The sequence below is a fragment of the Shewanella sp. ANA-3 genome, from assembly GCF_000203935.1.
Taxonomy (GTDB): Bacteria; Pseudomonadota; Gammaproteobacteria; order Enterobacterales; family Shewanellaceae; genus Shewanella.
The window spans coordinates 1002956-1025643 of the sequence record NC_008577.1 but is presented as its reverse complement, the minus strand read 5'-3'; the positions used below and the strand labels follow the sequence as shown (position 1 = coordinate 1025643).

18 protein-coding genes are annotated in these 22688 nt (G+C 46.2%); 8 read left to right on the top strand and 10 right to left on the bottom strand.

Annotation, left to right across the window (positions count from 1 at the left end; genetic code table 11):
* Positions 1–96: 96 nt before the first annotated feature.
* Positions 97–1719: a hypothetical protein gene (locus SHEWANA3_RS04590; RefSeq protein ID WP_011716016.1), complete on the bottom strand. Its 1623-nt coding sequence runs from the start codon at positions 1717–1719 to the stop codon at positions 97–99.
* Positions 1720–2108: 389 nt separating this feature from the next.
* On the bottom strand, positions 2109–3119 hold the full coding sequence (locus SHEWANA3_RS04585; RefSeq protein WP_011716015.1) for a sugar-binding protein: 1011 nt from the start codon (positions 3117–3119) through the stop codon (positions 2109–2111).
* Positions 3120–3480: 361 nt separating this feature from the next.
* Between SHEWANA3_RS04585 and SHEWANA3_RS04580 the strand changes: the two genes are divergently transcribed.
* The 3 genes from SHEWANA3_RS04580 to SHEWANA3_RS04570 all read left to right on the top strand — a co-directional run bounded on the left by SHEWANA3_RS04580 (position 3481) and on the right by SHEWANA3_RS04570 (position 6092).
* Positions 3481–4134, top strand: coding sequence for an oxygen-insensitive NAD(P)H-dependent nitroreductase NfsB (locus SHEWANA3_RS04580; RefSeq protein WP_011716014.1), 654 nt, complete (start codon positions 3481–3483; stop codon positions 4132–4134).
* A gap of 307 nt (positions 4135–4441) precedes the next feature.
* Entirely contained in the window at positions 4442–5086 is a 645-nt protein-coding gene (locus SHEWANA3_RS04575) for a DNA-J related domain-containing protein (protein WP_011623806.1), read from the top strand.
* A gap of 253 nt (positions 5087–5339) precedes the next feature.
* Entirely contained in the window at positions 5340–6092 is a 753-nt protein-coding gene (locus SHEWANA3_RS04570) for a thiol:disulfide interchange protein DsbA/DsbL (RefSeq protein WP_011716013.1), read from the top strand.
* Positions 6093–6215: 123 nt separating this feature from the next.
* Here the strand turns inward: SHEWANA3_RS04570 and SHEWANA3_RS04565 are convergent, their stop codons facing one another.
* The 3 genes from SHEWANA3_RS04565 to hemG form a co-directional block, all read right to left on the bottom strand.
* Complete coding sequence (locus SHEWANA3_RS04565) at positions 6216–7223, bottom strand: DUF4382 domain-containing protein (protein ID WP_011716012.1); 1008 nt, start codon at positions 7221–7223, stop codon at positions 6216–6218.
* Between the two features lie 264 nt (positions 7224–7487).
* On the bottom strand, positions 7488–8015 hold the full coding sequence (locus SHEWANA3_RS04560; protein WP_011716011.1) for a cytochrome b/b6 domain-containing protein: 528 nt from the start codon (positions 8013–8015) through the stop codon (positions 7488–7490).
* Between the two features lie 41 nt (positions 8016–8056).
* A complete protein-coding gene (gene hemG, locus SHEWANA3_RS04555; RefSeq protein WP_011716010.1) occupies positions 8057–8578 on the bottom strand; it encodes a menaquinone-dependent protoporphyrinogen IX dehydrogenase in 522 nt (173 codons plus the stop codon).
* 441 nt (positions 8579–9019) lie between these two features.
* On the opposite strand from hemG, the gene SHEWANA3_RS04550 reads away from it, so the two are divergent.
* The 4 genes from SHEWANA3_RS04550 to SHEWANA3_RS04535 all read left to right on the top strand — a co-directional run bounded on the left by SHEWANA3_RS04550 (position 9020) and on the right by SHEWANA3_RS04535 (position 15460).
* On the top strand, positions 9020–10225 hold the full coding sequence (locus SHEWANA3_RS04550) for an MFS transporter (RefSeq protein ID WP_011716009.1): 1206 nt from the start codon (positions 9020–9022) through the stop codon (positions 10223–10225).
* 125 nt (positions 10226–10350) lie between these two features.
* Positions 10351–11190, top strand: coding sequence for a TIGR03899 family protein (locus SHEWANA3_RS04545; protein WP_011716008.1), 840 nt, complete (start codon positions 10351–10353; stop codon positions 11188–11190).
* A gap of 140 nt (positions 11191–11330) precedes the next feature.
* Complete coding sequence (locus SHEWANA3_RS04540; RefSeq protein WP_011716007.1) at positions 11331–13562, top strand: EAL domain-containing protein; 2232 nt, start codon at positions 11331–11333, stop codon at positions 13560–13562.
* Positions 13562–15460, top strand: coding sequence for an ATP-binding protein (locus SHEWANA3_RS04535; protein WP_011716006.1), 1899 nt, complete (start codon positions 13562–13564; stop codon positions 15458–15460). Before SHEWANA3_RS04540 ends, SHEWANA3_RS04535 begins: the two co-directional genes overlap by 1 nt.
* On the opposite strand, the gene cysC is transcribed toward SHEWANA3_RS04535, so the two are convergent.
* The 5 genes from cysC to cobA form a co-directional block, all read right to left on the bottom strand.
* Positions 15452–16069, bottom strand: a complete 618-nt coding sequence (cysC, locus tag SHEWANA3_RS04530) for an adenylyl-sulfate kinase (protein ID WP_011716005.1) — start codon at positions 16067–16069, stop codon at positions 15452–15454. The genes SHEWANA3_RS04535 and cysC overlap by 9 nt on opposite strands.
* Positions 16070–16116: 47 nt before the next feature.
* Entirely contained in the window at positions 16117–17841 is a 1725-nt protein-coding gene (locus SHEWANA3_RS04525) for an SLC13 family permease (protein WP_011716004.1), read from the bottom strand.
* Between the two features lie 3 nt (positions 17842–17844).
* Positions 17845–19287: a sulfate adenylyltransferase subunit CysN gene (gene cysN / locus SHEWANA3_RS04520; protein ID WP_011716003.1), complete on the bottom strand. Its 1443-nt coding sequence runs from the start codon at positions 19285–19287 to the stop codon at positions 17845–17847.
* A 129-nt stretch (positions 19288–19416) separates the two neighbouring features.
* Complete coding sequence (gene cysD, locus SHEWANA3_RS04515; protein WP_011623816.1) at positions 19417–20325, bottom strand: sulfate adenylyltransferase subunit CysD; 909 nt, start codon at positions 20323–20325, stop codon at positions 19417–19419.
* A 78-nt stretch (positions 20326–20403) separates the two neighbouring features.
* Complete coding sequence (gene cobA / locus SHEWANA3_RS04510) at positions 20404–21234, bottom strand: uroporphyrinogen-III C-methyltransferase (protein ID WP_011716002.1); 831 nt, start codon at positions 21232–21234, stop codon at positions 20404–20406.
* Positions 21235–21664: 430 nt separating this feature from the next.
* Here cobA and SHEWANA3_RS04505 point away from each other — a divergent pair, with 430 nt between their 5' ends.
* On the top strand, positions 21665–22549 hold the full coding sequence (locus SHEWANA3_RS04505; protein WP_011716001.1) for a phospholipase A: 885 nt from the start codon (positions 21665–21667) through the stop codon (positions 22547–22549).
* The last annotated feature ends 139 nt before the right edge of the window (positions 22550–22688 follow it).

Sequence of the window (22688 nt, the reverse complement as noted above, 5' to 3'; positions counted from 1 at the left end):
TTGCTAAATTAGAAGCCAATACATAACTTTTTGTAACGCAAAGTCTGCTCGATTTGTTTGTAACCACTAATTTGATAAAGTTACGAGTTGAGCTTTTTATACTTTCGTACTTGCATATACATAAAGAACTGTGTGCAAGCATGAAATCAAAACGGTTCTGCTTTGACTGCTACTTTGGTCATTCATATCACCATCTTTATAGGAATGATGTGCGAAGTAGTTTCTAGATGCGATGAACTTTAGTGTTTGAGTGAGAAAGTAACGTTGTTCCTTAGACCATCTTTGGCCTACTGAGACTGAATCTATTTTATGGAAAATATCTTCAGGTGTATGTCTCAAGCTAGTAAGATCCCAACAATCTTTCCCTGTAATAGCTTCATATACTACCTTCGATTTTGTATCTGCTACATGCGCGGCTAGTAACTTAATGGCTTTCTTTAAATCATCTTCAGATTCTGCGTACTTGTTGAGCAATATGCTTTTTATTAAGATCTCTGTTCTTATTGTCAAGACTAGCAAGTTGTCTAGAATTCGTGGCTGAACGAGGTGTACATTGCTTTTCGAGTTAAGTGTGTAATGCAGATCATGAAAACTTCGAATCCACGGATAGAAACTAGGGAGTAACTCTAATTCGTTATACCAAGAGCCTAAATCTTGCTTATCCAGCAATTTATCTATTGATGATAAGTAAACTGGGGTATATCGAGAAAAAGTCTCTTTAAACTTCAACTCTTCAAAATCTAAAACATCTGCTAATTGAGAATGGCGTTCTCTCATACGACTACGATATGACCATTTTTCTATAAGCTCACGTTCGTTTTCACCCAAATAAGTTAGCCACTCAAATAAGAAATATATGTCTTTTCGCAGTAATTCTAATGCTAACTCATAGCAATTTATTCCTTGAACTTTACTTTTATCTTCCCATAAAGAAAAAAGCTCTAGCAATAAAGTCATGTCAGATATAAGTTGATCTTTAGATGAATGTGTTAGATCCAAGACAAACAGGGACATTTCAGAGAATGTATTTCCAATTTTACCATCATCAAAAACAAACCTTGTATTAATAGTTCTATAGTTAGCAATACGCTTGAACGTTTGAGCGTATTTGGAAACCCAATGAGCGTTGACTTTATTATATTCTTTTTTAAAGTATTCAGTACCTGAGCGCTTATCGAGGTATTTCTCTATAAACATACAGTTAGCAATAGTTTCAAATATGATGTAAGAGCGCCAATACGCAAGGTAGTATTCGCATGAACGATAAGAGCGACCGTTAGGATGGTCTTTTAAATTAGGCTTTAAAGTGGTATCAGTTTTAAACACATTCACGAATATCTCTTTCAAAGAAGTATCGTAAGGGTGTATAAAATCAGTTAGTGATTCGTCTTGAAAATTTCTTATCAATACATCGTAATATGCAGCATTCTTTACTTGAGGATCTACACATTGTTTCCCTCCTATCCTTGGATAGTTCTCCCAGTCTAAAAAATACTTATCAGGCAAATTGACACAAAGTTCATAAGCACTAACATCGTTCGAAATTAAGTCTATCAACTTCAAGTTATAGGGAAGTTGCTTGATACCAAAATTATTGTTGATGTACGAGAAAAACTTGCTACCGCTACATAGTTGACGATTGTCATTGGTGTTATGGGCAGAAATGTTAAGGTAGTTTAAATAATAGTCACTATCACTATGCCTAATGCTTCGATGCATTTCCCTCTCCTTCATACGCCCGTTCACTACAAAATAGTAGCTTAAAATCAGATGGATAGCATTTCATCTTTACACTAATTGATATACAGGGCTAGAGTTGTACGCGCACTAGTCAACTTGGTCAACTCTACCTCGTGATACAGGCTAGATAACAAACAAAAGCTAGGGATAACTTTTCGTAGGGCAAACTCGCATTAACAAGACTAGGCAAGTTTGATCCACTTTCACGTTTGAATATTGATAGGGTAATTCCAAATTAATACAGCAACTGATTACCAATGATCTTTTATCACCAACTTATGGATATAAAAGACTGTGCAAACATCTGTTTGTGACTTTTTGGCGTCAGCACTCTCCAAAACGGTCTCTAGAACATAACCTCTATGACATTACATTCCCGTAGGTTTCTCGCAGGTCTCATAGTTCTGCTGAGTACAAAAGGTCACAGGTGTGTAGATAATTTCATCGTATTTTTGTTTCGTGACAATTTTATATAAGGTCAAAATGGCCTGCCTGCCCATTTCATAGGGACTTTGACCAATGTTGATATGGGCAAGGCGGTCTTTTAACATAGTTAATTGCTCTGGAGAGGTGTCGGTAATAATAATGACGATGTCCTTGTTATCGATTTTATCTTGATAGGGAGCCATCATTTCACGGTAGAGAGCTACATCATTTTGCGCCCAACCGCCTACGGCAACGAAGGAGTCGGCTTTAACAGGCTTACCTTTCATCACGGACTCCATTTGCTTAACCGCTTGACTAAGTTGGTCAAAATTAAACAAAGGCTCCCGCACTTCAGTCCAGCCCAAATCGTTATTGAGCAATTCACCAGGAGGGGTATTGTAAGTTTTGCCTGATAACGCAGTGCGAACGCCCATTAGTCTTAGATTCAGATTCGGAGAATCGGGTCGCCCCGATTGCATGATGAGGGTTCCGCCATTGGGTCGTAACTTTTTAAGCTCCTCCCCTAACGACTGACCTAGTGCAAAATTGTCGGTGCCGATATAAGCCAAACGTAAACTCTTAGGGTCTTCATCGATAGAAGCATCAAAGTCTGAGTCATAGGTAACAACAGGAATACCGACTTCCTTTGCTCTCTTTAGGCTATTTTCGGCAAGATATTTAGATTGCGTAACCGCGACGGCAATTCCATCCACACCTTCATCAATCAGCTGATTTATCACTTGATCTTGCAATCTCACACTACTTAATTCGGGTCCTCGATAGATGCATTCAACCCCTTTAATTTGTGCGGCGGCGTCAACACAACCCGTTTTGCTTTGATCAAAAAAAACACTATAGAATTTAGGCACGACTGCAAACTTAAGCTCCTTTCCGTAGCCACATGACAGCGGTAATAGGCTAAAAGCAATCAGCAGCATCAATAATCTCGCCATACATTCCCCTAAACAGTAAGCTCGACTTAATAAAATGTAGTAAAGGAATAGATTAAACCACACAAGTGTCAACTGTATTATGGAAGACTTTTGATCTCACTAAGTATTTTTAAGTTAGCTCATCTCTCTACCCACATCAAAACCGCACTCAGCAATTTGTTTAACCAGCCATAACGCCATGAGATGACTCTGGTTATTCACTGCTATTCACAAAGGCCCCTAAGGCTTCGTTGCGCAAAACGACTATTAATTTCAAAAATATTTTGAAACTGATAGCTGTTTTGATCACATTGTTTTTTACCCAAACCTGCTTAAAATGCTGAGGTTGAATTTGTATTCCTAGATGATTTGGAGCCGTTACATGAGTGATTTAAGTTTTCTCGCTAAAAAGCGTTACACCACTAAGGCCTTTGATCCAACCAAGACGATTCCTGCCGACAAGATTGCCGAAATCAAGACCTTACTGCAATTCAGCCCATCATCGACCAACTCGCAGCCTTGGCACTTTGTTTTAGCTGGCACGGCGGAAGGCAAAGCCTTGATCGCACAAGCGACCGAAAACTACGCCTTCAATACTCAAAAAATTCTCAACGCTTCCCATGTAGTCGTGCTGTGTACACGCACACAACTCGATGAAGCCCATTTGCTGCAAGTGCTAGAGCAAGAAGCCAAAGATGGCCGCTTTGCCAGTGAAGAAGCCAAGCAAGGTCAACATAATGGCCGCTCTTTCTTCGCCAATATGCACAAATATGAGCTAAAAGACGCCCAGCACTGGATGGAGAAGCAAGTGTATTTAGCACTGGGTACCATGATGTTGGGCGCAAGTGTGCTCGATATCGATGCCTGTCCTATCGAAGGTTTCGATGCGGCTAAACTCAATCAAGTCTTAGGCTTACGCGAAAAAGGCCTGTGCGCCTCTGTAGTGGTCGCTCTAGGTTATCGCTCCGAAGAAGATTTTAACGCTAAGTTACCTAAGTCACGTTTAGCGCAAGAGGTTATCTTTACCGAGATCTAAACCTCGCCCCTTCAGCGAATTTGTATATGCCCTTGTTTGTATTGCAAACAAGGGCATTTTTATCGCATGCACTCCAGCATCAGCCAACTCCCATTGCCGCAGTAAAAATCAACCAAAGTCGGAGTGACCTTGGGGTAAATTGCTCTAGAATCCTTCTTTGCCTACACTTTTCCTCTATGGCATAGTGTATTCCAAGCTCAGTAACGACTCGCATCACAATAAGATAAAAGCATTTAAAATCTTATAGATAGTGAATTTTACTTTTAATCACACTCGCTTGATAACAACTTAGGATGGGACAGTCAGTATGCTACTCGCTAAACCTTCACTCAGTGCAGAAGCTCAATCGGCAACGCTCTCGACCACTAAGGGCGATAACCCGTTAATCTGGCCCGTGTTATCCGTGTTACAAGCCTCTAATCAAAGCTGGAAAATCCATCATCTCGCCACCGAACTGCAAAATCGCGGGCTAATCCATCCGTTAGATGAAAACCCAGGTAATGATTTGTTTAAACGCAATTTTTTACTGATGAATGCCCTGTTCGAACTGCAAGAGATCCTGATGCCAAAGCAATGGCTGCAAGTCAAAGCCATGGAGATCCAGATTTTCCGCCTCGTGCCTTCCAACGTTAACCTATTGATAATGGAAGATACTTCCCTGCGGGAATACTATCTTGACTGGAATAACTACGACACCAGTGAAAACGTAGTGCGTGAATTATTAGAAGCCTTCTGGAGCAGTTATAAGAGCTATATTGGCCTGAACGTGAATTTGATGCACAAGGGCCATGCGTTGAGGGTATTCGAGTTAGATGAGAGCGCAACCCCAAGGGATATTCGCAAACAGTGGCGCCGTTTAGCGCTAAAATGGCATCCCGATAGACCCGAAGGCGACGCCGCGCGTTTTCGCGAAGTCTGTGAGGCTTGGCAATCTCTGCGGGATATTGCTTAAGTTTTCCCTTTTATAACTGTGATCCCCTTTGCAGTCCTGCAATTCTCACGGTGAAACTCCCGCGGGATCACAGATTTAGTCCGATATCCGCCGCCTAATTCAGCGATAATTAAGCCTTGCCATCTAACCTAAAACCATATTCACGCGGGTATAATTCCAGCGTATTTTTCAGTTTGAAGTCATCTCGCGAATTGAGTTAATTGCGCATCTCAAGCGATACGATGAATTCACGCTAACCGACTTTGAGGGAACTATGATCAAACCATTAGCCTTGGCTGTCGCCTTAATCATTGCACCATTTAGCGCCTTTGCCGCGAATTATGTTGAAGGTACTCATTACACTCAAATCTCTGACAAAGCGCCGAGCAGCGAACCCAAACTGACTGAGTTTTTCTCCTTCTATTGCCATAACTGCTTCAATATGGAAACCAACTATCTGCCCGATATCAAAGCGAACCTAAACAAAGGCATTGCATTTGATACTAAGCATGTCGACTTTATGAATAGCGACATTGGCACCGAAGTGATGCGCTCGCTGGCAGTGATCCAAGAGTTAGACAATAAAGATGCATTAACCCATGCGATGTTCGCCGCCATCCAAGGCGAAGCAGGCGCAAATGGCCACGACCACAGTGCGCCAGGCCATAAACACGAACCACAAATTAATAGCCGTGACGACATTAAACAAGTCTTCGCTAAGTTTGGTATCGATGCGGCCAAGTACGACAAACTGGCTGACAGCAAGAGTACAGATGAGAAGCTCGCCCTATGGCGTGCCCAGCAGAACCAATTCCGCGTTGAAAGCGTACCTGCTTTTATCGTGAATGATAAATATGCCGTTAACTTAAGCAGTATCAGAACCTTAGATGAATTAATTGGCCTGATTAACTACCTAGCTGTCGAGAAAGATGCTCAGGCACCTAAGAGTTCTGGTGGTAGCCTAAACTGGTTATTCTTAGCCTTTGCCGCGGCGATTGCTCTCGGCCGTCAAAAGCGTTTGAGCTAACACTCGACTGGCGAATTACCAATAAAAAACCAGCATTTCTGCTGGTTTTTTTATTGTGTTTTATTCGCGAACTAACTCTACGGGACGTGACTCCTACGGGAAGTTACGTATGGGACATTAGGCCTACGGAAAGTTACGCTCAGCAACGCCATTAGCGGTAACTGTCACCCCAGTTTCTGCGGCATGGATAAAGAAAGGCGCTTCCACATCATCGGGATTGTTACTCACATCCGGATCATCATTTTGCGCTAAGCAGGTATAGCCTAAGCTGTAATCACCCGCGACCACAAAACCAAATTCATAATCGTGGCCGACGACTTGGCCGTTTGTGTCTGTGACATCATTCACCCGAGCGGCGGCGATAGGTGCGATTTCAGTCGCCGTGTCAGCTTCGGTTCTGAAATCTTTCATCTGCTCAAGCGTGGTATTGGCGGGATACAAATAAACCGCTGGCGAGAACTCAGAGCCACCTGCGGCGACTTCACAGCCTTCCATCACTGTCGCGCCCACTGTGCCTTTAATCGCACCCACTTCGGACTGATTAAATAATTGCACTGAAGTCGGTTTCAGCGTCCAGTAGTCCTTGTTGCCATGGGGATCTTGCAGACCTTTGCTTAAATCAAACTCGGCGACAAAGCTGTTTACACCCGCCGCAATGGTGAATTTTTTATTAAAAAACAATCGGCCAGTGTCACTTTCATCGGCGCCCATACCACCGCATGAGCCATTGCTGTTGGTCGTTAGCCCATAAAGAGTGTCATCGAAGGTTTGTACGTGTGAGCTTTCGCTATTGGCTACTGTGCTGTTTTTCATATACAGGCACATTTGGTATTCACCGACAGGAATGGATTGACCACTCACCAGCGTTTCTACCGCGCTGCCTTGAAACTCTAATAGATCGACAAATTTGAGCTCGCCATTTGGAGTGACATTAAATGAGTAGCTACCCGTGTCGTTCTTCAGCACGACCTGCCTAAATGCGATAGTGACCGATTTTGCATCGGCGGGGTTATCTGAAACCCCTAGGCTAAAGGTCGCCATTTGAGTGGCGGGCTCGCCCGAATCAGAGCCGCCGCAACCAAACAGTAAACCCGTCAACGCTATCGCTAGAGCACTTTTTTGAATATTCATAGGATACCTTCATTTGTTCCAAAAAATTCTCAGCATCGCCTACCTCAATCTTTGAGCACAATTCAGTAAAGCCAAAGCATGAAAACATCGGCTCAAACGGCTGGGTAGGCATGTAGAAATAAGTCTAGGGCTGAGTGTGCAGCTTGTCGATGAACGTACGCTGAACGGTGAAAACCCGCTCAACCGAGAAAGAGGTGAACCCTATAGTGGGAGGAGGCGCACAAATAGGCCAAATCCTTGAACGAACCTGACCGAGATAAAATGTTATTGGCGAATAAATTCAATAATATGTGTTGCTGCAAGCACCAAGTGAACGACTAAAAAACCAATAAAAAAATCGGCACAGATTTGATGATAACCACGCCAAGTCATCGCGAACGGAGTGCCTTGATAAATAAACCATATCGCGCCCGTCACGCCAGTGGCCACCAGCAGCAACATGCCTATGCCTTCCACAGTACTGAACAAGCCCTTACCACCCGCGACTGGCAGTTTGCCCTTAAACAGCCCTTTAATGTCCTGCGCTAATTGCCCCCAATCTCCCACTAACCAGGCAAAATACTGATGCCATTTCCCTTGGAGGGTATTGCGCAGTAAAAATAAGATCCCGAGTACGGCACAGATTAATCCAAGATAAACATGCAGATAATCCCAAACGCTAGCATTAGCGCGCAGGCTTCTACCGATAAAGATCCACGGGCTAGTACAGACGAGTAAAGTAGAAGACAGCACAATCCAAACGTGCAAACGTGCCAACAAAAAACCGAGTGCCTGTGTTAATTTTTCTGACATAGTTGGGTTACCTTTGCGGCAGACTTATCCCATTCGCCCATTTAGGCTTGATGGATCTGTTGGCCAAAATCATTCACTTTTTGCCAGTCAGTGTATTCCACATTAGTGACAGGATCCGTAGGCCCCTTAGTTAACCACATGATAAAGCGGATGATATTTCTATCTAACGCGTTATAGCCTTGGTAATTTAAGTTACCGCCAAATACCTGTAACAGCTTAGGGCGCCACGTCGTTTTACTTAAAAACGCCTGCATATAGGGATTGGTTTCAGGGGTATTTTTCTCTGGCTTACGGGCGACTAAACTGACGGAGAAAAAGCCACTCACCTTTTGTGTGAGGATCTGTTGATGCTTCTGAATAAACTCGTACAGCGCGGGGTTATGTTTCCCATGGCGAATGCTGGCGCCAATAATGATCTTATCGAAGGATTCCATCGCAGGGACGGCCTTAATATCCGCAATCACCACTGAGTTGCCTAACTCTTTGAGTTGCTGCGCCAATTGATTGGTGATTTTACGAGTTTGACCATGAACACTAGAGAAGATGATCAGAATTTTTTTCACTTAAGCCTCGATTATCTCAACAAAAATAAGAAAAAGCGGCCAGAAAAAGACAAAGACGGCGGCTTTATGTTGACCTAAACAAACGAATAGATTCAGCCTCGATGACCCAATCAACCACTGCGCTTATTAAGCACCAGAGGGGTGCTTTATGGCTCACCAGTCAAATAAGAAGCCGTTTAGGTTTATCACGCAAAAAGCAAACTGCCTATTACGATATTGCATACTAGGTGATTTAGTCATCAATTTACATGAAATAGATCACGGGCTTAGCGCCAAATGTGCCCTAGATATACGGTAATTCTAGCTTGCTCACAAAAACAAATATCCACTACCTTGGGATCAAAATGTTACAAAATCAGGAATGAGTACTATAGCTCTCGGGTGGCTAATAACAGGTAAAAGCATTAGCATTTGTTCACTTATCGCCTGAGTACCCCATCCATGAACGCAACTCAAACCCAAAATCCAAAGGCATTACTGCTGTGGATGACCTTTGTTATGTCGCTGGTCTTCGCCGTCTGGCAAGCCCTGCTGAATAACTTTGTGATTGAAAAAGCGCAATTTACCGGCGCCGAAATCGGTATGCTGCAAAGCCTAAGGGAAATCCCCGGCTTCTTAGCCTTTACCGCTATTTTTGTATTGCTGTTAGTGCGCGAACAAGCCTTTGCTCTGCTCTCATTAGCCCTGCTCTGTATTGGTGTGGCGATTACTGGCTTTTTTTCGCAGGTGTTGGGGTTATATCTGACCACAATTCTGATGTCAGTTGGGTTTCATTATTTTGAAACTATTAACCAATCCCTCACTCTGCAATGGGTCGATAAACAAGACACTGCGGCGTTTATGGGTAAAGCCCTCGCATGGCGCTCGGCGGCGGCCTTAGTCGGTTATGGCAGTATTTGGCTAGTCATGACCTGGCTGAAGCTAGATTACTGGCATATGTATTTGATTATTGGTGTATTAGGTTTACTGATGGTGATCAGCATGAGCCTGTATTACCCCCAGTTCGATACCCATGAAGTACAACATAAAAAAGTCATCCTACGTAAACGCTACTGGCTGTATTACTTACTGACCTTCTTCTCCGGCGCCCGTCGGCAGATTTTTATGGTGTTTGCAGGCTTTATGATGGTCGAGAAATTCGGCTACAGCGTTAGTGAAATCACCGCCCTGTTCCTTATCAATTATGTGGTTAACCTGCTTTTCGCCCCAGCAATTGGCCGCTTTATCGGCCGTATTGGTGAACGTAATGCCCTCACAGTGGAATACATTGGGCTGTTTTTTGTGTTTGTCAGCTATGCCCTTGTCGAACAACCCCATATGGCCGCCGCGCTCTATGTGATTGACCATTTACTGTTTGCGATGGCGATAGCCATGAAAACCTATTTCCAAAAGATTGCCGACAGCAAAGATATTGCCGCCACTATGTCAGTCAGCTTTACCATTAACCATATCGCCGCGGTCGTTATCCCCGTACTCTTAGGTCTGTTGTGGCTAAGCGATCCGGCCCTCGTCTTCTATATAGGTGCAGGCTTTGCGGTGTGCTCACTCGTGTTAGCTCTCAATGTGCCGCGCCATCCATCCCCAGGTAATGAAACCTACTGGGCATGGCCAGCTAAAAGCATTGATAAACCGAGTCTCGACAGTTAAAACGGTAGGCTGCGCAATAAAAGCAATCCAGCGCAGAGACTTAAGGATTGCAATCGACTAAGCTGGTCACGCGGGATAAGCTAGTACTCCGCGTATCAACAGCGATTAAGCCACAGGATAAAGGCATGAAGGATTCAGACATTTTAATGCTTGCGGATGAAGCGGCTCCCGCAGCCGAGGTCTCGGCCCGTAAAAAAGCCCTGCTCCTTGGGCGCCAACTCGGGCTCGCCAGTGAGCAGGAATATCGCCCCGCCAATGCCTCTGTTGCCGAACGTGCACAGCATAGGGAGCGCAAACTCGCCAGCCAATATCAGGCCAATGTCGAAACCATTTTCGCCCTCGCCTTGAGCTACACGCCATCGGATGTTACGGGTGTCGATCTCGACCCCGACTGGAGTCATCAATTTTTCCTGATGGCGGAGCAAATCCACAACCGCAAAATGCAGGATTTGTGGGCCCGTATTCTCTCGAGTGAAATCGTCAACCCGGGTAACTTTAGCCTGCGCACCTTAGCGCTACTCAAACAACTTACCCACAGAGAAGCGCAAATCCTCGAAAAGGCCCTCGGTATGGCGGCCAAGGTCAATAATGAGCAGCGCTTAAAACTGATCAGCGGCTATCGACTCACCGGCGGACTCGGGCAGTATTTTCGCAAAAATAGCACTGTGACTCTTGGCTTATCCCAATTCGGTCTACCCTACTCCAGCATTCTCACCTTAGTCGATGCAGGGATCCTCCACAGCAGTGAGTTTGAAACCGGGTTACTCAACAGTAAAACCCCCATCCAACTGAGCATGCCCGGCATCCAAATGAAGCTCACCCCCAAGAGCGGAAACTTGCTGTTTAGCTACTATCGATTGACGCCGATTGGCGATGAACTGGCGCAGCTCGTGTTGCCCAAACAGGATCAAGAATACCTTAAGGCGTTACAGGCGCTGTTTTCTAAGGATTTCAAAATCGAGTAATTGCTTAAAAAGACTTATATATCTGACCACAAAATATTTTCTTGAATAAAGCCTAGCTGTCGCAAATACTTTGAGTATAAAAATTGCTCACTTCTAGGCTGAGTTAATAAGGATGCTTAGGCATCTCAAGGAAAGAGAATATGGTTAGTCAATCGCAAGAAATTGTTTTTTTAGATGAGCCCATAGCAAGCACAGCGGTAAAGGCTGCTAAAGCAGTCAAAATACTCACAGTTGATGATGATATTAACTTCCAACGCTCTACCGCATTTGCACTGTCTACCCTGACCATTCTTGGCTCAAAAATAGAATTAACCCAAGCATTTAGCTACGCAGAAGCCTGCCAAATCGTCGCCAATGAAGACGATTTTGCCATTGCCTTAGTCGATGTGGTGATGGAGACCGAAGACGCAGGGCTGAGATTAGTTCGCGGCATTCGAGAAGTCCTCGGCAACGAGAAAATTCGCATTATTCTGCTCACCGGACAACCCGGCATGGCACCAGTTTTTAACGTGATGCGCGACTATGATATCAACGATTATTGGACTAAGTCGGAACTCTCCGCCGACCGCCTACAAACCATACTGACCACCAACCTGCGCTCATATCAACAGATCAGCAATATCGCCAACGCAAAACGCGGGCTGCAATTAATCGCCGAGTCCAGCGGCGCCCTCTATACCTCGCGCAATATCAAAGAACTCTCGAGCAAGATGCTACAGCAACTGGCCATACTGCTGAATTTGCCTTCAGGCGGGATTGTCTGTGTCAAAGCCATTAATGATCTCAGCGAGTTTGGTCATATACATCAGATCATTGGTGCCTCAGGGGAATTTGAGTCTTACTATGGCAAAGCCTTGCAAGAGCTCGAGCAGCAACATATTCGCATCCAGCTCGAATTATCGCTCAGCAGTAAACAATCACGCATCGAGCCACAATACACTTGTCTGTTTTTCCCCGGCGAGCTGGCTGGCAATGACTATGCGGTTTACCTCGCCACGGGGCGACTCTTAGATGCGACCGAAACCGAGCTAATTCGCGTCTTTAGCATGAATATTTGCGGCGGCTTACACAGTGTCTCCTTGATGAGTCAATTGGATAAGATCGCCTTCGAAGATCCTTTACTTAAGATCCCGAATCGCAATGTACTCATTCGCACACTCGATGGCATTTTAAAGGAAGATGTTCGCGATAAATTTAATCTATTACTCATTGATATTGATAAGTTTTCAGACTTTAACCATGTGTTTGGCTCTGAGCATGGCAACGATATGCTCAAGCATGTGGCCAATAGTCTGAGGGAGCAGTTCGATGCGAGCGTGCTCGTCAGCCGCTTAAAGGATGATAAGTTCGCCATTTTAGGCCCGAAGCACTTAGTCACCGCCGCACTGATTGAGCAGCTGTTTGTCGCCCCCTATCAACAGGGTACCTCCTGCATTACCGTCAATATCAGCACTGTGACTCTCCCCCTTGAGCTCGCCGAAGGGGATGCGGTCGCCGCCATCACTCAGCTGAATATGGCGCTCAAAAAGGCCAAGAGTCTGGGCATTCGTCAGCATGTGACCTATCAGCCCAACAACGATGATGTGACGTCACATTTTGAATTACTACAGGCACTGCAGTTAGGCATTACCCAAGGGGATATTCATATTGCTCTGCAGCCACAGGTGTCGTTACAAACGGGAGAAGTCGTTGGGGTCGAAGCGCTGGCGCGCTGGACTTTACCCAATGGTGATAAGGTGCCGCCCCTACGTTTTATCCCCATCGCCGAAGCGACGGGGCTGATCACTCAGTTGGGGGAACAACTGTTTGTGCAATCATGCCAAGCCATGCATGCTCTCGCCGAGGCGGGTTATCAAAACTTACGTATTGGCGTTAACCTCTCCGCAATGCAATTTGAGCAGGAAAAAATCGTTAATCAACTGCATAGCCATATTGAGGCCGCGCAGATTGCCAGCAAACATATCGAAATCGAAGTCACAGAATCCATTGCCATGCAGAATTTTGAGGTGATCAACAAACAGCTTAAGGCACTGCGCAATATGAATATCAAGGTCGCGATCGATGACTTTGGTACTGGGTTTTCTTCCCTTGCCTACCTTAGCAAGCTGACCTTTGACAGGATTAAGATTGATAAATCCTTTATCGATAATATCACCACCGACGATGGCGCCGCGGCGATTGTCGACAGCATTATTCTCCTCGGTGAACGCTTCAAGATGAATGTGATTGCCGAAGGCGTTGAAACCCGCGAGCAAGCCCGCTGGCTTAAAGACCGCGGCTGCCATGATGCCCAAGGCTATTTTTACGCTAAACCAATGCCGCTCCAAGAGTTATTAGTGTGGCTCGCCAATTATCAAAAAAGCATTCTGTGATGATATTGAAACGCGCGATAACCTCCCAGCAGTTATTTTGGCGATATTGGCTTAAGCTGATGTTACCTTGGCTGTTATTGGTGCCGCTGCTCAGCTTGGTGCTCTACCAAAAGCGCCACGAAGATGCGATGACTCCCTTATATCGACAGGCCGATGCCGTGCTTGCCGATGCCAATCAAACCATAGCTTACTATCTCGGTAGTCTGAAACGAGACGCGCTGTTTCTCGCTAAATATCAACTTCTTCTCGATACCGCGTCGGGCAAAAATGCCGATCTGACAGCTGTTGAGAACTTCTTTAAAGCCTTTAGCGACGCCTCGTTACAGTACGATCAAGTGCGCTGGCTCGATAACGACGCCATGGAAAAGGTGCGCATTAATCTTATCAACCATGAAGCACAAATTGTCCCGCAAGCAGAGTTGCAATCTAAACAAGGACGCTACTACATAGCGCCGAGTTTAGCGCTCGAACCCGATACGTTTTACTTTTCCCCCTTAGATTTAAATGTTGAAAATAAAGTCATTGAGACCCCTATCAAACCTATGCTGCGCATTACCACACCTGTGTTTTTAGCCTCTGGGGAGAGAAAAGGGTTTATTGCGCTGAATTTTCTCGCACAAACCATGCTGGATGCCATCGCCAATACGGCTAAAGAGGGCGTCGAGCTGTCGATGTTAAACTCAGACGGCTACTGGCTTTTAGCCCCACAGCCACAAATGGCATGGGGATTTATGTATGGGCGGGAAGAGGTAAACTTTAGCAAATTCAATCCCTCCGCTTGGCAAGAAATCCGCAAAAATACCGAGGTAGCCTTTACCACCCCAGATGGACTCTGGGACTACGAAAATGTGCATGACATAGGTAATGCGGCCCTTCCTGAATGGCGGCTCGTGACTCATATTTCCCACAGCGTATTGGCAAGCATCACCAAACAATGCATTGTCGAAGCATTGAGTATTGGTCTGTTGCTGTTGTTATTGGGCAGCGCCGTTTGCTGGCGTACGGCAAAATCAATGTTCGAGCGGGATAAGCTCCATGATGACTTAACCGAGCAGCAGCGACGGCTAGCAAATAGTAATAAAGCGCTGGCGCAGTCACTGCAACACCTGCACGATACTCAGCAGCAACTGATTGAAACCGGTAAATTATCTTCTCTTGGGATGATGGTGGCGGGTGTCGCCCATGAGCTCAATACTCCTGTGGGGGCCTCTTTAATGACCCTATCGAGCATGAAGAATGAGTGCAGCAAATTGCAATCTGCCTTCGAAACGGGCCTTAAACGCTCCGATGTCGATACGTATTTTGAGCACTTTTATGAAGGCGCCGAGATAGTCCAAGCAAACCTAGAACGCGCAGCCGCCTTAGTGAAAAGCTTCAAACGGTTAGCGGTCGACCGCACAGGTGAAGAACGTCGTGTCTTTAAACTCACTAGTTTAGTGCAAGATATGCTTCACACCTCATGGCTAAGAATGAAGAAGCAATTTCATGAACTGAACATCGACATATCACCTGAGATAGAGCTCAATAGTTACCCCGGCGCCCTTGGGCAAGTACTCGAGAATTTAGTCTCAAATGCGCTCACCCATGCGTTCGAAGATGTCGGTAATGGGCAAATCAATATTACGGCCTACAGCCTCGAAGATGCCTTTGTCGCCATTACCGTCACAGACAATGGCGGCGGCATGGACGATGCTACCTTAAAGCAGATCTTCGATCCCTTCTTTACCACTCGAAGAGGCAAAGGCGGCACAGGTTTAGGATTACATTTAGCACATCAACTGGTGACCCAGTTATTAGGCGGGTATATCAAAGTGACGAGTGAACTGGGCAAAGGCACTTGTTTTACATTAACCATTCCAACAAATGCCCCTGAGTCCCATAAAATCAACTTAGGCTAATGCTTTAGCCTTATCGGGATTGATGACCCCAATCGCGGTTAAATAATCGATTAAAGCACGCACTTGCGAGGCTAAATCCCCTTTACTGGTATCAATCGTTAACTCCGCCGAGAGCGGCGCCTCGTAGGGTGATGAAATACCGGTAAAGTTGCTGATCTCACCGCGGCGAGCCTTAACATACAAGCCCTTAGGATCGCGCTGCTCACATATGCTAAGCGGCGTCGACACATGCACTTCGATAAATTGACCTTCTGGAAAACGTGCCCGTATGCTATCGCGCTCCTCGCGGGTCGGCGAGATAAAGGCCGATAATACGACTAAGCCCGCATCCACCATGAGTTTTGCCACTTCGCCAACGCGGCGTAAGTTTTCATCCCTATCGGCGACGCTAAAACCCAGATCCTTACATAAACCATGGCGAACATTGTCACCATCGAGCAAATAAGTGTGAAAGCCCGCCTCAAACAGTGCGCGCTCAAGCGCCCCTGCTAAAGTCGACTTACCCGCACCAGACAGCCCAGTAAACCAGAGTAACACTGGATTTTGGCCCTTCAGTTTCGCTCTGGCCGCTTGGTCGACACTATGTTGGTGCCACACAATATTGCTCATAAACACTCCTCAAACCTTAGACCGCAAAAGCCCAAAGCAAAAAATCATTAAAACGGAAAGATGACTGGCACCATAAAAATCACTATCAGGGAATAAAGCACAGATAGCGGTAGCCCTAAGCGCAAAAAGTCACTGAAACGATAGTTGCCCGCGTTAAACACCATCAAGTTGGTTTGATAACCGTAGGGCGAAATAAAACTGGCACTGGCCCCAAACACTACCGCCATAATAAATGGCCTAGGATCGACGCCATAATTCAGCGCCACCGCATAGGCAATAGGAAAGGCCAAGGCCGCCGCGGCATTATTGGTAACGAGTTCAGTCAACAATAAGGTGACTAAATAGACACCCACAAAGGCGCCAAACACTCCATAACCATTGATGGTACCGAGCAAGCCTTGCGCTAACCCATCGGCAAGGCCAGTGCTCATCATCAGATTCGCCAGCCCTAAGGCACTGCCAACTATCACCACTAATTCCAGTGGGAAGCGACGCTTAAGCTCCGACAAGGTCACGGCGCCAATGGCAAAGTAGCTCAGCAGCAATAGCACCAAGCCCTTGGCCAGCGGTAATACGCCGGTCAGACTAAGCACAATGGTGATCACAAAACTGCTTAATACAAAACGGCTGCGGCGGCTGTCTAAGCGCACATTTAAATCGAGTCCGCTGACGGCGGCAAATTCAGTACTCAGCTTAGCATTGGTGCTAAAACCATCCCCCGGCGTCAGCAGTAACACATCGCCCGGTTGTAATACGATATCGCCCAAACCACCTTTTAGCGGATGATGACCACGACGAATCGCCATTACAGCCGCATCAAACTGTTCGCGAAAGCGAGACTCCTTTAAGGTACTACCCACTAGGCTCGATGAAGGGGCCAACACGGCTTCGACTAGGTTTTGCCCTTTTGCTTGATGTTTGCCAAACCAATCTAGGCCATCGAATTGATGCAACAGCTCCACCGACTCCACCGCGCCACTGAAACGCAGCACATCGTCCGCCTGTAACACTAACTGTGGTGGAACCGGACAAATACAAATACCGCTGCGCTCAAGCTCAACTAAATAGAGCTTTTTCAGGGCTCTTAATTTGTTATCCACCACGCTACGCCCAACTAAAGACGAGCCTTTGGCCACGTGGGCTTCCAGCAGATAGGGCAGTGTCTCTTCGGTCGAATCCTCTCGCCTGTCGGGTAAGGTATTAGCCAGCACAATCAGCAGCACTATGCCTAACAGCACAATCAGCATGGCCACTGGGGTGAACTCAAAGAACCCCAGCGCAGGCAAGCCCGCATTCTCGACAAACGAGTTGACGATAAGGTTAGTGGAAGTACCAATTAAGGTCAGCGTACCGCCCAGAATCGCCGCATAGTTAAGTGGCAACAACAACTTAGCTGGAGCATGGGCCTGATTGCGGCGCACCACCCCAATCAAAGATGCGACGACGGCGGTGTTATTGGTAAAAGAGGACAGCAGCGCCGTCGAAAATCCCAATTTTGCCATAGTCACCGCAAGCGAATTATTGCCAATCACTTGGCTTAACTTGCCCAGCAGTGAGGTTTTTTCCAGCGCCGTCGCCGCCAGTACCAATAACACCAGAGTGACTAAACCTGTGTTGGTAAAGCTAGTGAGCGCCGTGTCGAGTGATACCATTCCTAGGAGGTAACAGAGTAAAAAAGCAAATAAAAACAACACAGCGGGATTAATGCGGCCGGCGATTAAGCCAGCCACTAATCCAAACAGCACTATAGCTAATAGCCACAAGTCACTCACGTATTAGGCTCCAAGCTTTGAAATATCAATCGCTTGCCAATGCGGGAAGTGCTTACGCACCAGCGCATTAAACTCGATTTCAAAGGCGCTAAATTGTGAGGACGCTTGCTTGTTCACATGCTGTCCCGATACCACCATCACAGCCGCAACAGTAGCATTGGATAAACGGTCAATCAGGATCATGCCGCCAGTATCACGCACCAGAGAATAGGCATCGAAGACGATATCTTCGGTCAGCTCTAAGGTCACGCGGGCGATGGCATTGAGCCCTAAAGTGTCGGCGCTGCTGCGCGCAAGTGTGTTCACATCAACCACATACTCGATGGCCGTAACAGAGGCTTGGGTCTTCTTACCCGCGACTTTAATGTCGTATAACTGGCCGAGTTGTAATGGTTTTTCATCCATCCACACTAGGTCAGCCACGATTTGATTGGCAACCTGTGGCGCACTCTCTGGCAGTGCAAGTAAGTCACCGCGGGAAATATCGATTTCATCTTCTAAGGTGATAGTGACGGCTTGCCCAGCCGTTGCTTCGGCGAGATCGCCATCGAAGGTCACAATGCGTTCAACCTTGCTACGCTTACCCGAAGGCAGCGCAACCACCTCGTCACCCACCTTGATGACGCCAGAGGCTAAAGTACCGGCAAAACCACGAAAATCGAGATTGGGACGCGACACATATTGCACCGGGAAGCGTACAGGCAAGGCGCTGAGTTCACGTTGGGTATCAATGGTTTCGAGTAACTCCAGCAGTGTGCCGCCCTGATACCAAGGCGTATGCAGACTCGGCTCAACCACGTTATCGCCATTGAGGGCTGATAAAGGCACAAAGTGGATATCTAAGTCGCCAAAATCTTTTACGAACTCACTGAAATCATTACGGATACGATTGAAGACTTGCTCATCGAACCCGAGTAAATCCATCTTATTAACCGCAACCACAAAGTGGCGAATACCCAGCAAAGAGGCAATAAAGGCATGACGCTTGGTTTGAGTCTGCACGCCGTAACGCGCATCCACTAAGATCACTGCTAAATCACAGGTTGAGGCGCCAGTCGCCATATTACGGGTGTACTGCTCATGGCCTGGGGTGTCGGCGATAATAAACTTACGCTTGTCGCTTGAAAAATAACGATAAGCCACATCGATAGTAATGCCCTGCTCACGCTCGGCTTGCAGACCATCGACCAACAAAGCCAAGTCGATGGCTTCGCCCGTTGTGCCCATCTTAGCGCTATCATTTTTTAAGCTAGCGAGTTGGTCTTCATAAATCTGCGCGCTGTCATGCAGTAAACGGCCAATCAGGGTGCTCTTGCCATCGTCTACGCTGCCGCAGGTTAAAAAGCGCAACAAACCTTTATGTTGTTGCTGGGCTAGATATTCTTTTACCCCGTGCTGGCTAATTTCTGCCGCCATACGATTGGTTTTATTGACCGCTTTATCCATCTTTATCTCACTCTTATCTTGCTCAACTGTTCGTGAAGTCACTGGTACTCGATTGCTCTAAGAGCCTTCATCGGGACATTCACGAAATCGGTTTAATCTGTCTCTAACCTGCGCTCGAAATGCCTTGGTTTAGAAATAACCTTGGCGTTTCTTCTGCTCCATCGATGCACTCTGATCCGAGTCAATCAATCGCCCTTGGCGTTCGCTCGAGCGAGTTAGCAGCATTTCTTCGATGATTTTTTCGAGATTATCCGCCTGCGAATGCATCGCCGCCGTCAATGGATAACAACCTAAGGTTCTAAAACGTACCACCTCATGCTTGATGGTTTCGCCTTCCTCGAGCTTCATACGCTCATCGTCGGCCATAATTAACTGACCGCCACGCTCAACCACAGGGCGCTCGGCGGCAAAATACAGTGGTACTAACTCAATGTTTTCTTGATAGATATATTGCCAAATATCGAGTTCGGTCCAGTTAGATAACGGGAAGACACGAATACTTTCGCCCTTATTTACCGCACCGTTATAGGTGCGCCACAGTTCGGGACGCTGATTCTTGGGATCCCATCTATGGTGACGATCGCGGAACGAATACACCCGCTCCTTCGCGCGGGACTTTTCCTCATCGCGGCGCGCACCACCGAATGCGGCATCGAAACCATATTGGTTTAAGGCTTGTTTTAAACCTTGAGTTTTCATGATGTCAGTGTGCTTGGCACTGCCATGATCGAAGGGGTTAATCCCTTGGGCAACGCCTTCGGGGTTGGTGTGGGTTAATAATTCAAAGCCAAACTTTTTCGCCTGCGCATCACGAAAAGCGATCATCTCTTTGAATTTCCAGCCCGTATCCACGTGCAGCAAGGGGAATGGGATCTTGCCGGGATAAAAAGCTTTACGCGCAAGGTGTAACATCACCGAAGAATCTTTTCCGATGGAATACAACATTACTGGATTGTCGAATTCGGCAGCGACTTCACGAATGATCTGAATGCTTTCGGCTTCCAGTTGTTGTAAGTGGCTTAATTCACGCCCGGCCATACTCTTCTCCGTTTACCTAAAATGGGCTGCGACAGGCAGCTGGATTTAACTTAACTATTTCTAAAAAATCTGATTTAACTAAATTTTTGCCACAATCTTGGCGGCATCAGTGGTATCGAGTGATGACTCGCCTTCACCTTTAGGTTGGAACCAATTTAAGCTGTCAGCTAACGCAACCACTTCGCCAATAATCATCAGGGCGGGCATTTGCAATTGCGGATCGGCCGCGAGCTGCTCGAGTGAATCTAATTGACCAATAAAACGTTGCTGCGACTGAGTGGTCGCCTTAGAGACAATCGCCACAGGTGTGTTTGGGCTACGGCCAGCATCGATTAGTCCTTGACGAATAATGCCCGCATTTAAAATCCCCATATACACAACTAAGGTATTGTTTGAATTAGCATACCCCTGCCAGTCCATCGGACGGCTTTCAAGCTGACAATGGCCAGTAATAAAAGTCACCCCTTGGGCATAATCCCTGTGGGTTAAGGGAATGCCCGCATAGGCCGAAGTGCCACTGGCGGCGGTAATGCCAGGAACCACTTCAAATTCGACGCCTGCTTCAACTAAGGTTTGTAACTCTTCACCACCGCGGCCAAAAATAAAGGGATCGCCGCCCTTGAGGCGTACCACGTTTTTACGGGTATAGGCTTTAGTCACCAGTAACTGATTAATTTCATCTTGCGCAGCACTATGCTTACCGGCACGTTTGCCGACGGCAATCTTCTCTGCATCCTTAGGGATTAAATCGAGGATATCTTGGCTGACGAGCGCATCGTATAGCACAGCGTCGGCTGACTTAAGAATGCGCCAAGCCTTGAGGGTTAAGAGTTCAACGTCTCCGGGGCCTGCGCCAACCAGCCAGACTTTGCCCTTCGCCCTTTGGCCCGGTAAAGATAAAATTTCCATCACATTCCCCGATATGAGATCAATGTGTAGCAATATAGCCCTAGTTATATTCCTTAATAAATATAAAATCATTAATTGTTATATCAAAAAGAAATAACAACAGGACTTCGAATCCAGCCAATTAACTATAAGTGAGGGCGGCAAAAGTGCCATAGGCAGGAAAATCATTTAAATAAATGAAATGATTAGATAAAGTATGCTTTCAAGGCGAATATATCGGCAATCAAAACTTGCATCAGCTCACATAACCGCACTATGTTATTGCAAAAAATTCTACTTAGTTGCTTCTTTAGACCACGAAAATAGGCTCCATCTCGCCAGAACGGAATAAGACACATGGCAGGATTTCTCATAATAAATCCACAAACTAATGTTAAGCTGGGTAAACAACGAGAAAGCGTAAGGCAAACAGACACATCAAGGAGGGCCGATGTCCCTATTTTATAAAGGTATCGCATTAATTGGACTGTTAACTTGTACAGGACTTCAAGCGGAAGAATCCCTCGTTAAAGGACGGGTACAGGACGAGCTAGCCACCTCAGAACGTCCATTCGTGATCACGCCGCATAAAGTGAATTACATTTTACCCGCCACTTACAACCCCGATCCCAATATGGCGCCCTTCGCCCAAGATGCGGCCGAAAACGACTATACCCTGGATGAAATGGAAGCTAAGTTCCAGATAAGTTTTAAATTTCCTCTTTGGTATAATGTCTTTGGCGATAATGGCCACCTGTTTTTTGCCTACACCAACCAGTCCTATTGGCAGCTTTACAACAAGGATATTTCTTCCCCCTTCCGTGAGACTAACCACGAACCCGAAATCTTTATGCTGTTCAACAACGATTGGAAAATCGGCAGCGTGACTAACTCCTTCTGGGGCTTTGGCGCCGTGCATCAATCTAATGGTAAGTCAGGGTTATTATCCCGTAGCTGGAACCGTATCTATGGCACCATGATCTTCGATGCCGGCCCGCTGGCCTTTGCCACTAAGGTGTGGTGGCGTATTCCAGAGGACGAAAAAACCGATATCCATCAACCCCGCGGTGACGATAACCCCGATATTGATGAATACATAGGTAAAGCCGAGTTTGTAGGGGTTTATGGCATTGATGACCATAGATTCACCCTCACCCTAAAAACTAACTTTAAAGATATTGATCGAGGATCGGCAGAATTTACATGGAGCTATCCGATAATCGGTAATTTACGCCTTTATACTCAATACTTTAACGGCTATGGCGAGAGTCTTATCGACTACAACTACCATAACCAACGCATAGGTATCGGCCTATCACTCAACGATATTCTCTAACGCTACAACCGTGACAGAGCACAAAAAACAGCCATAATTCTATGCTGACTTGCAAAAACTGCTGCTAAATTGCTCAAATGGATACGAGCAAAAGGTGAGCAAAGACGATTTTTATTGCCAAAATAGGCATTTACATCGA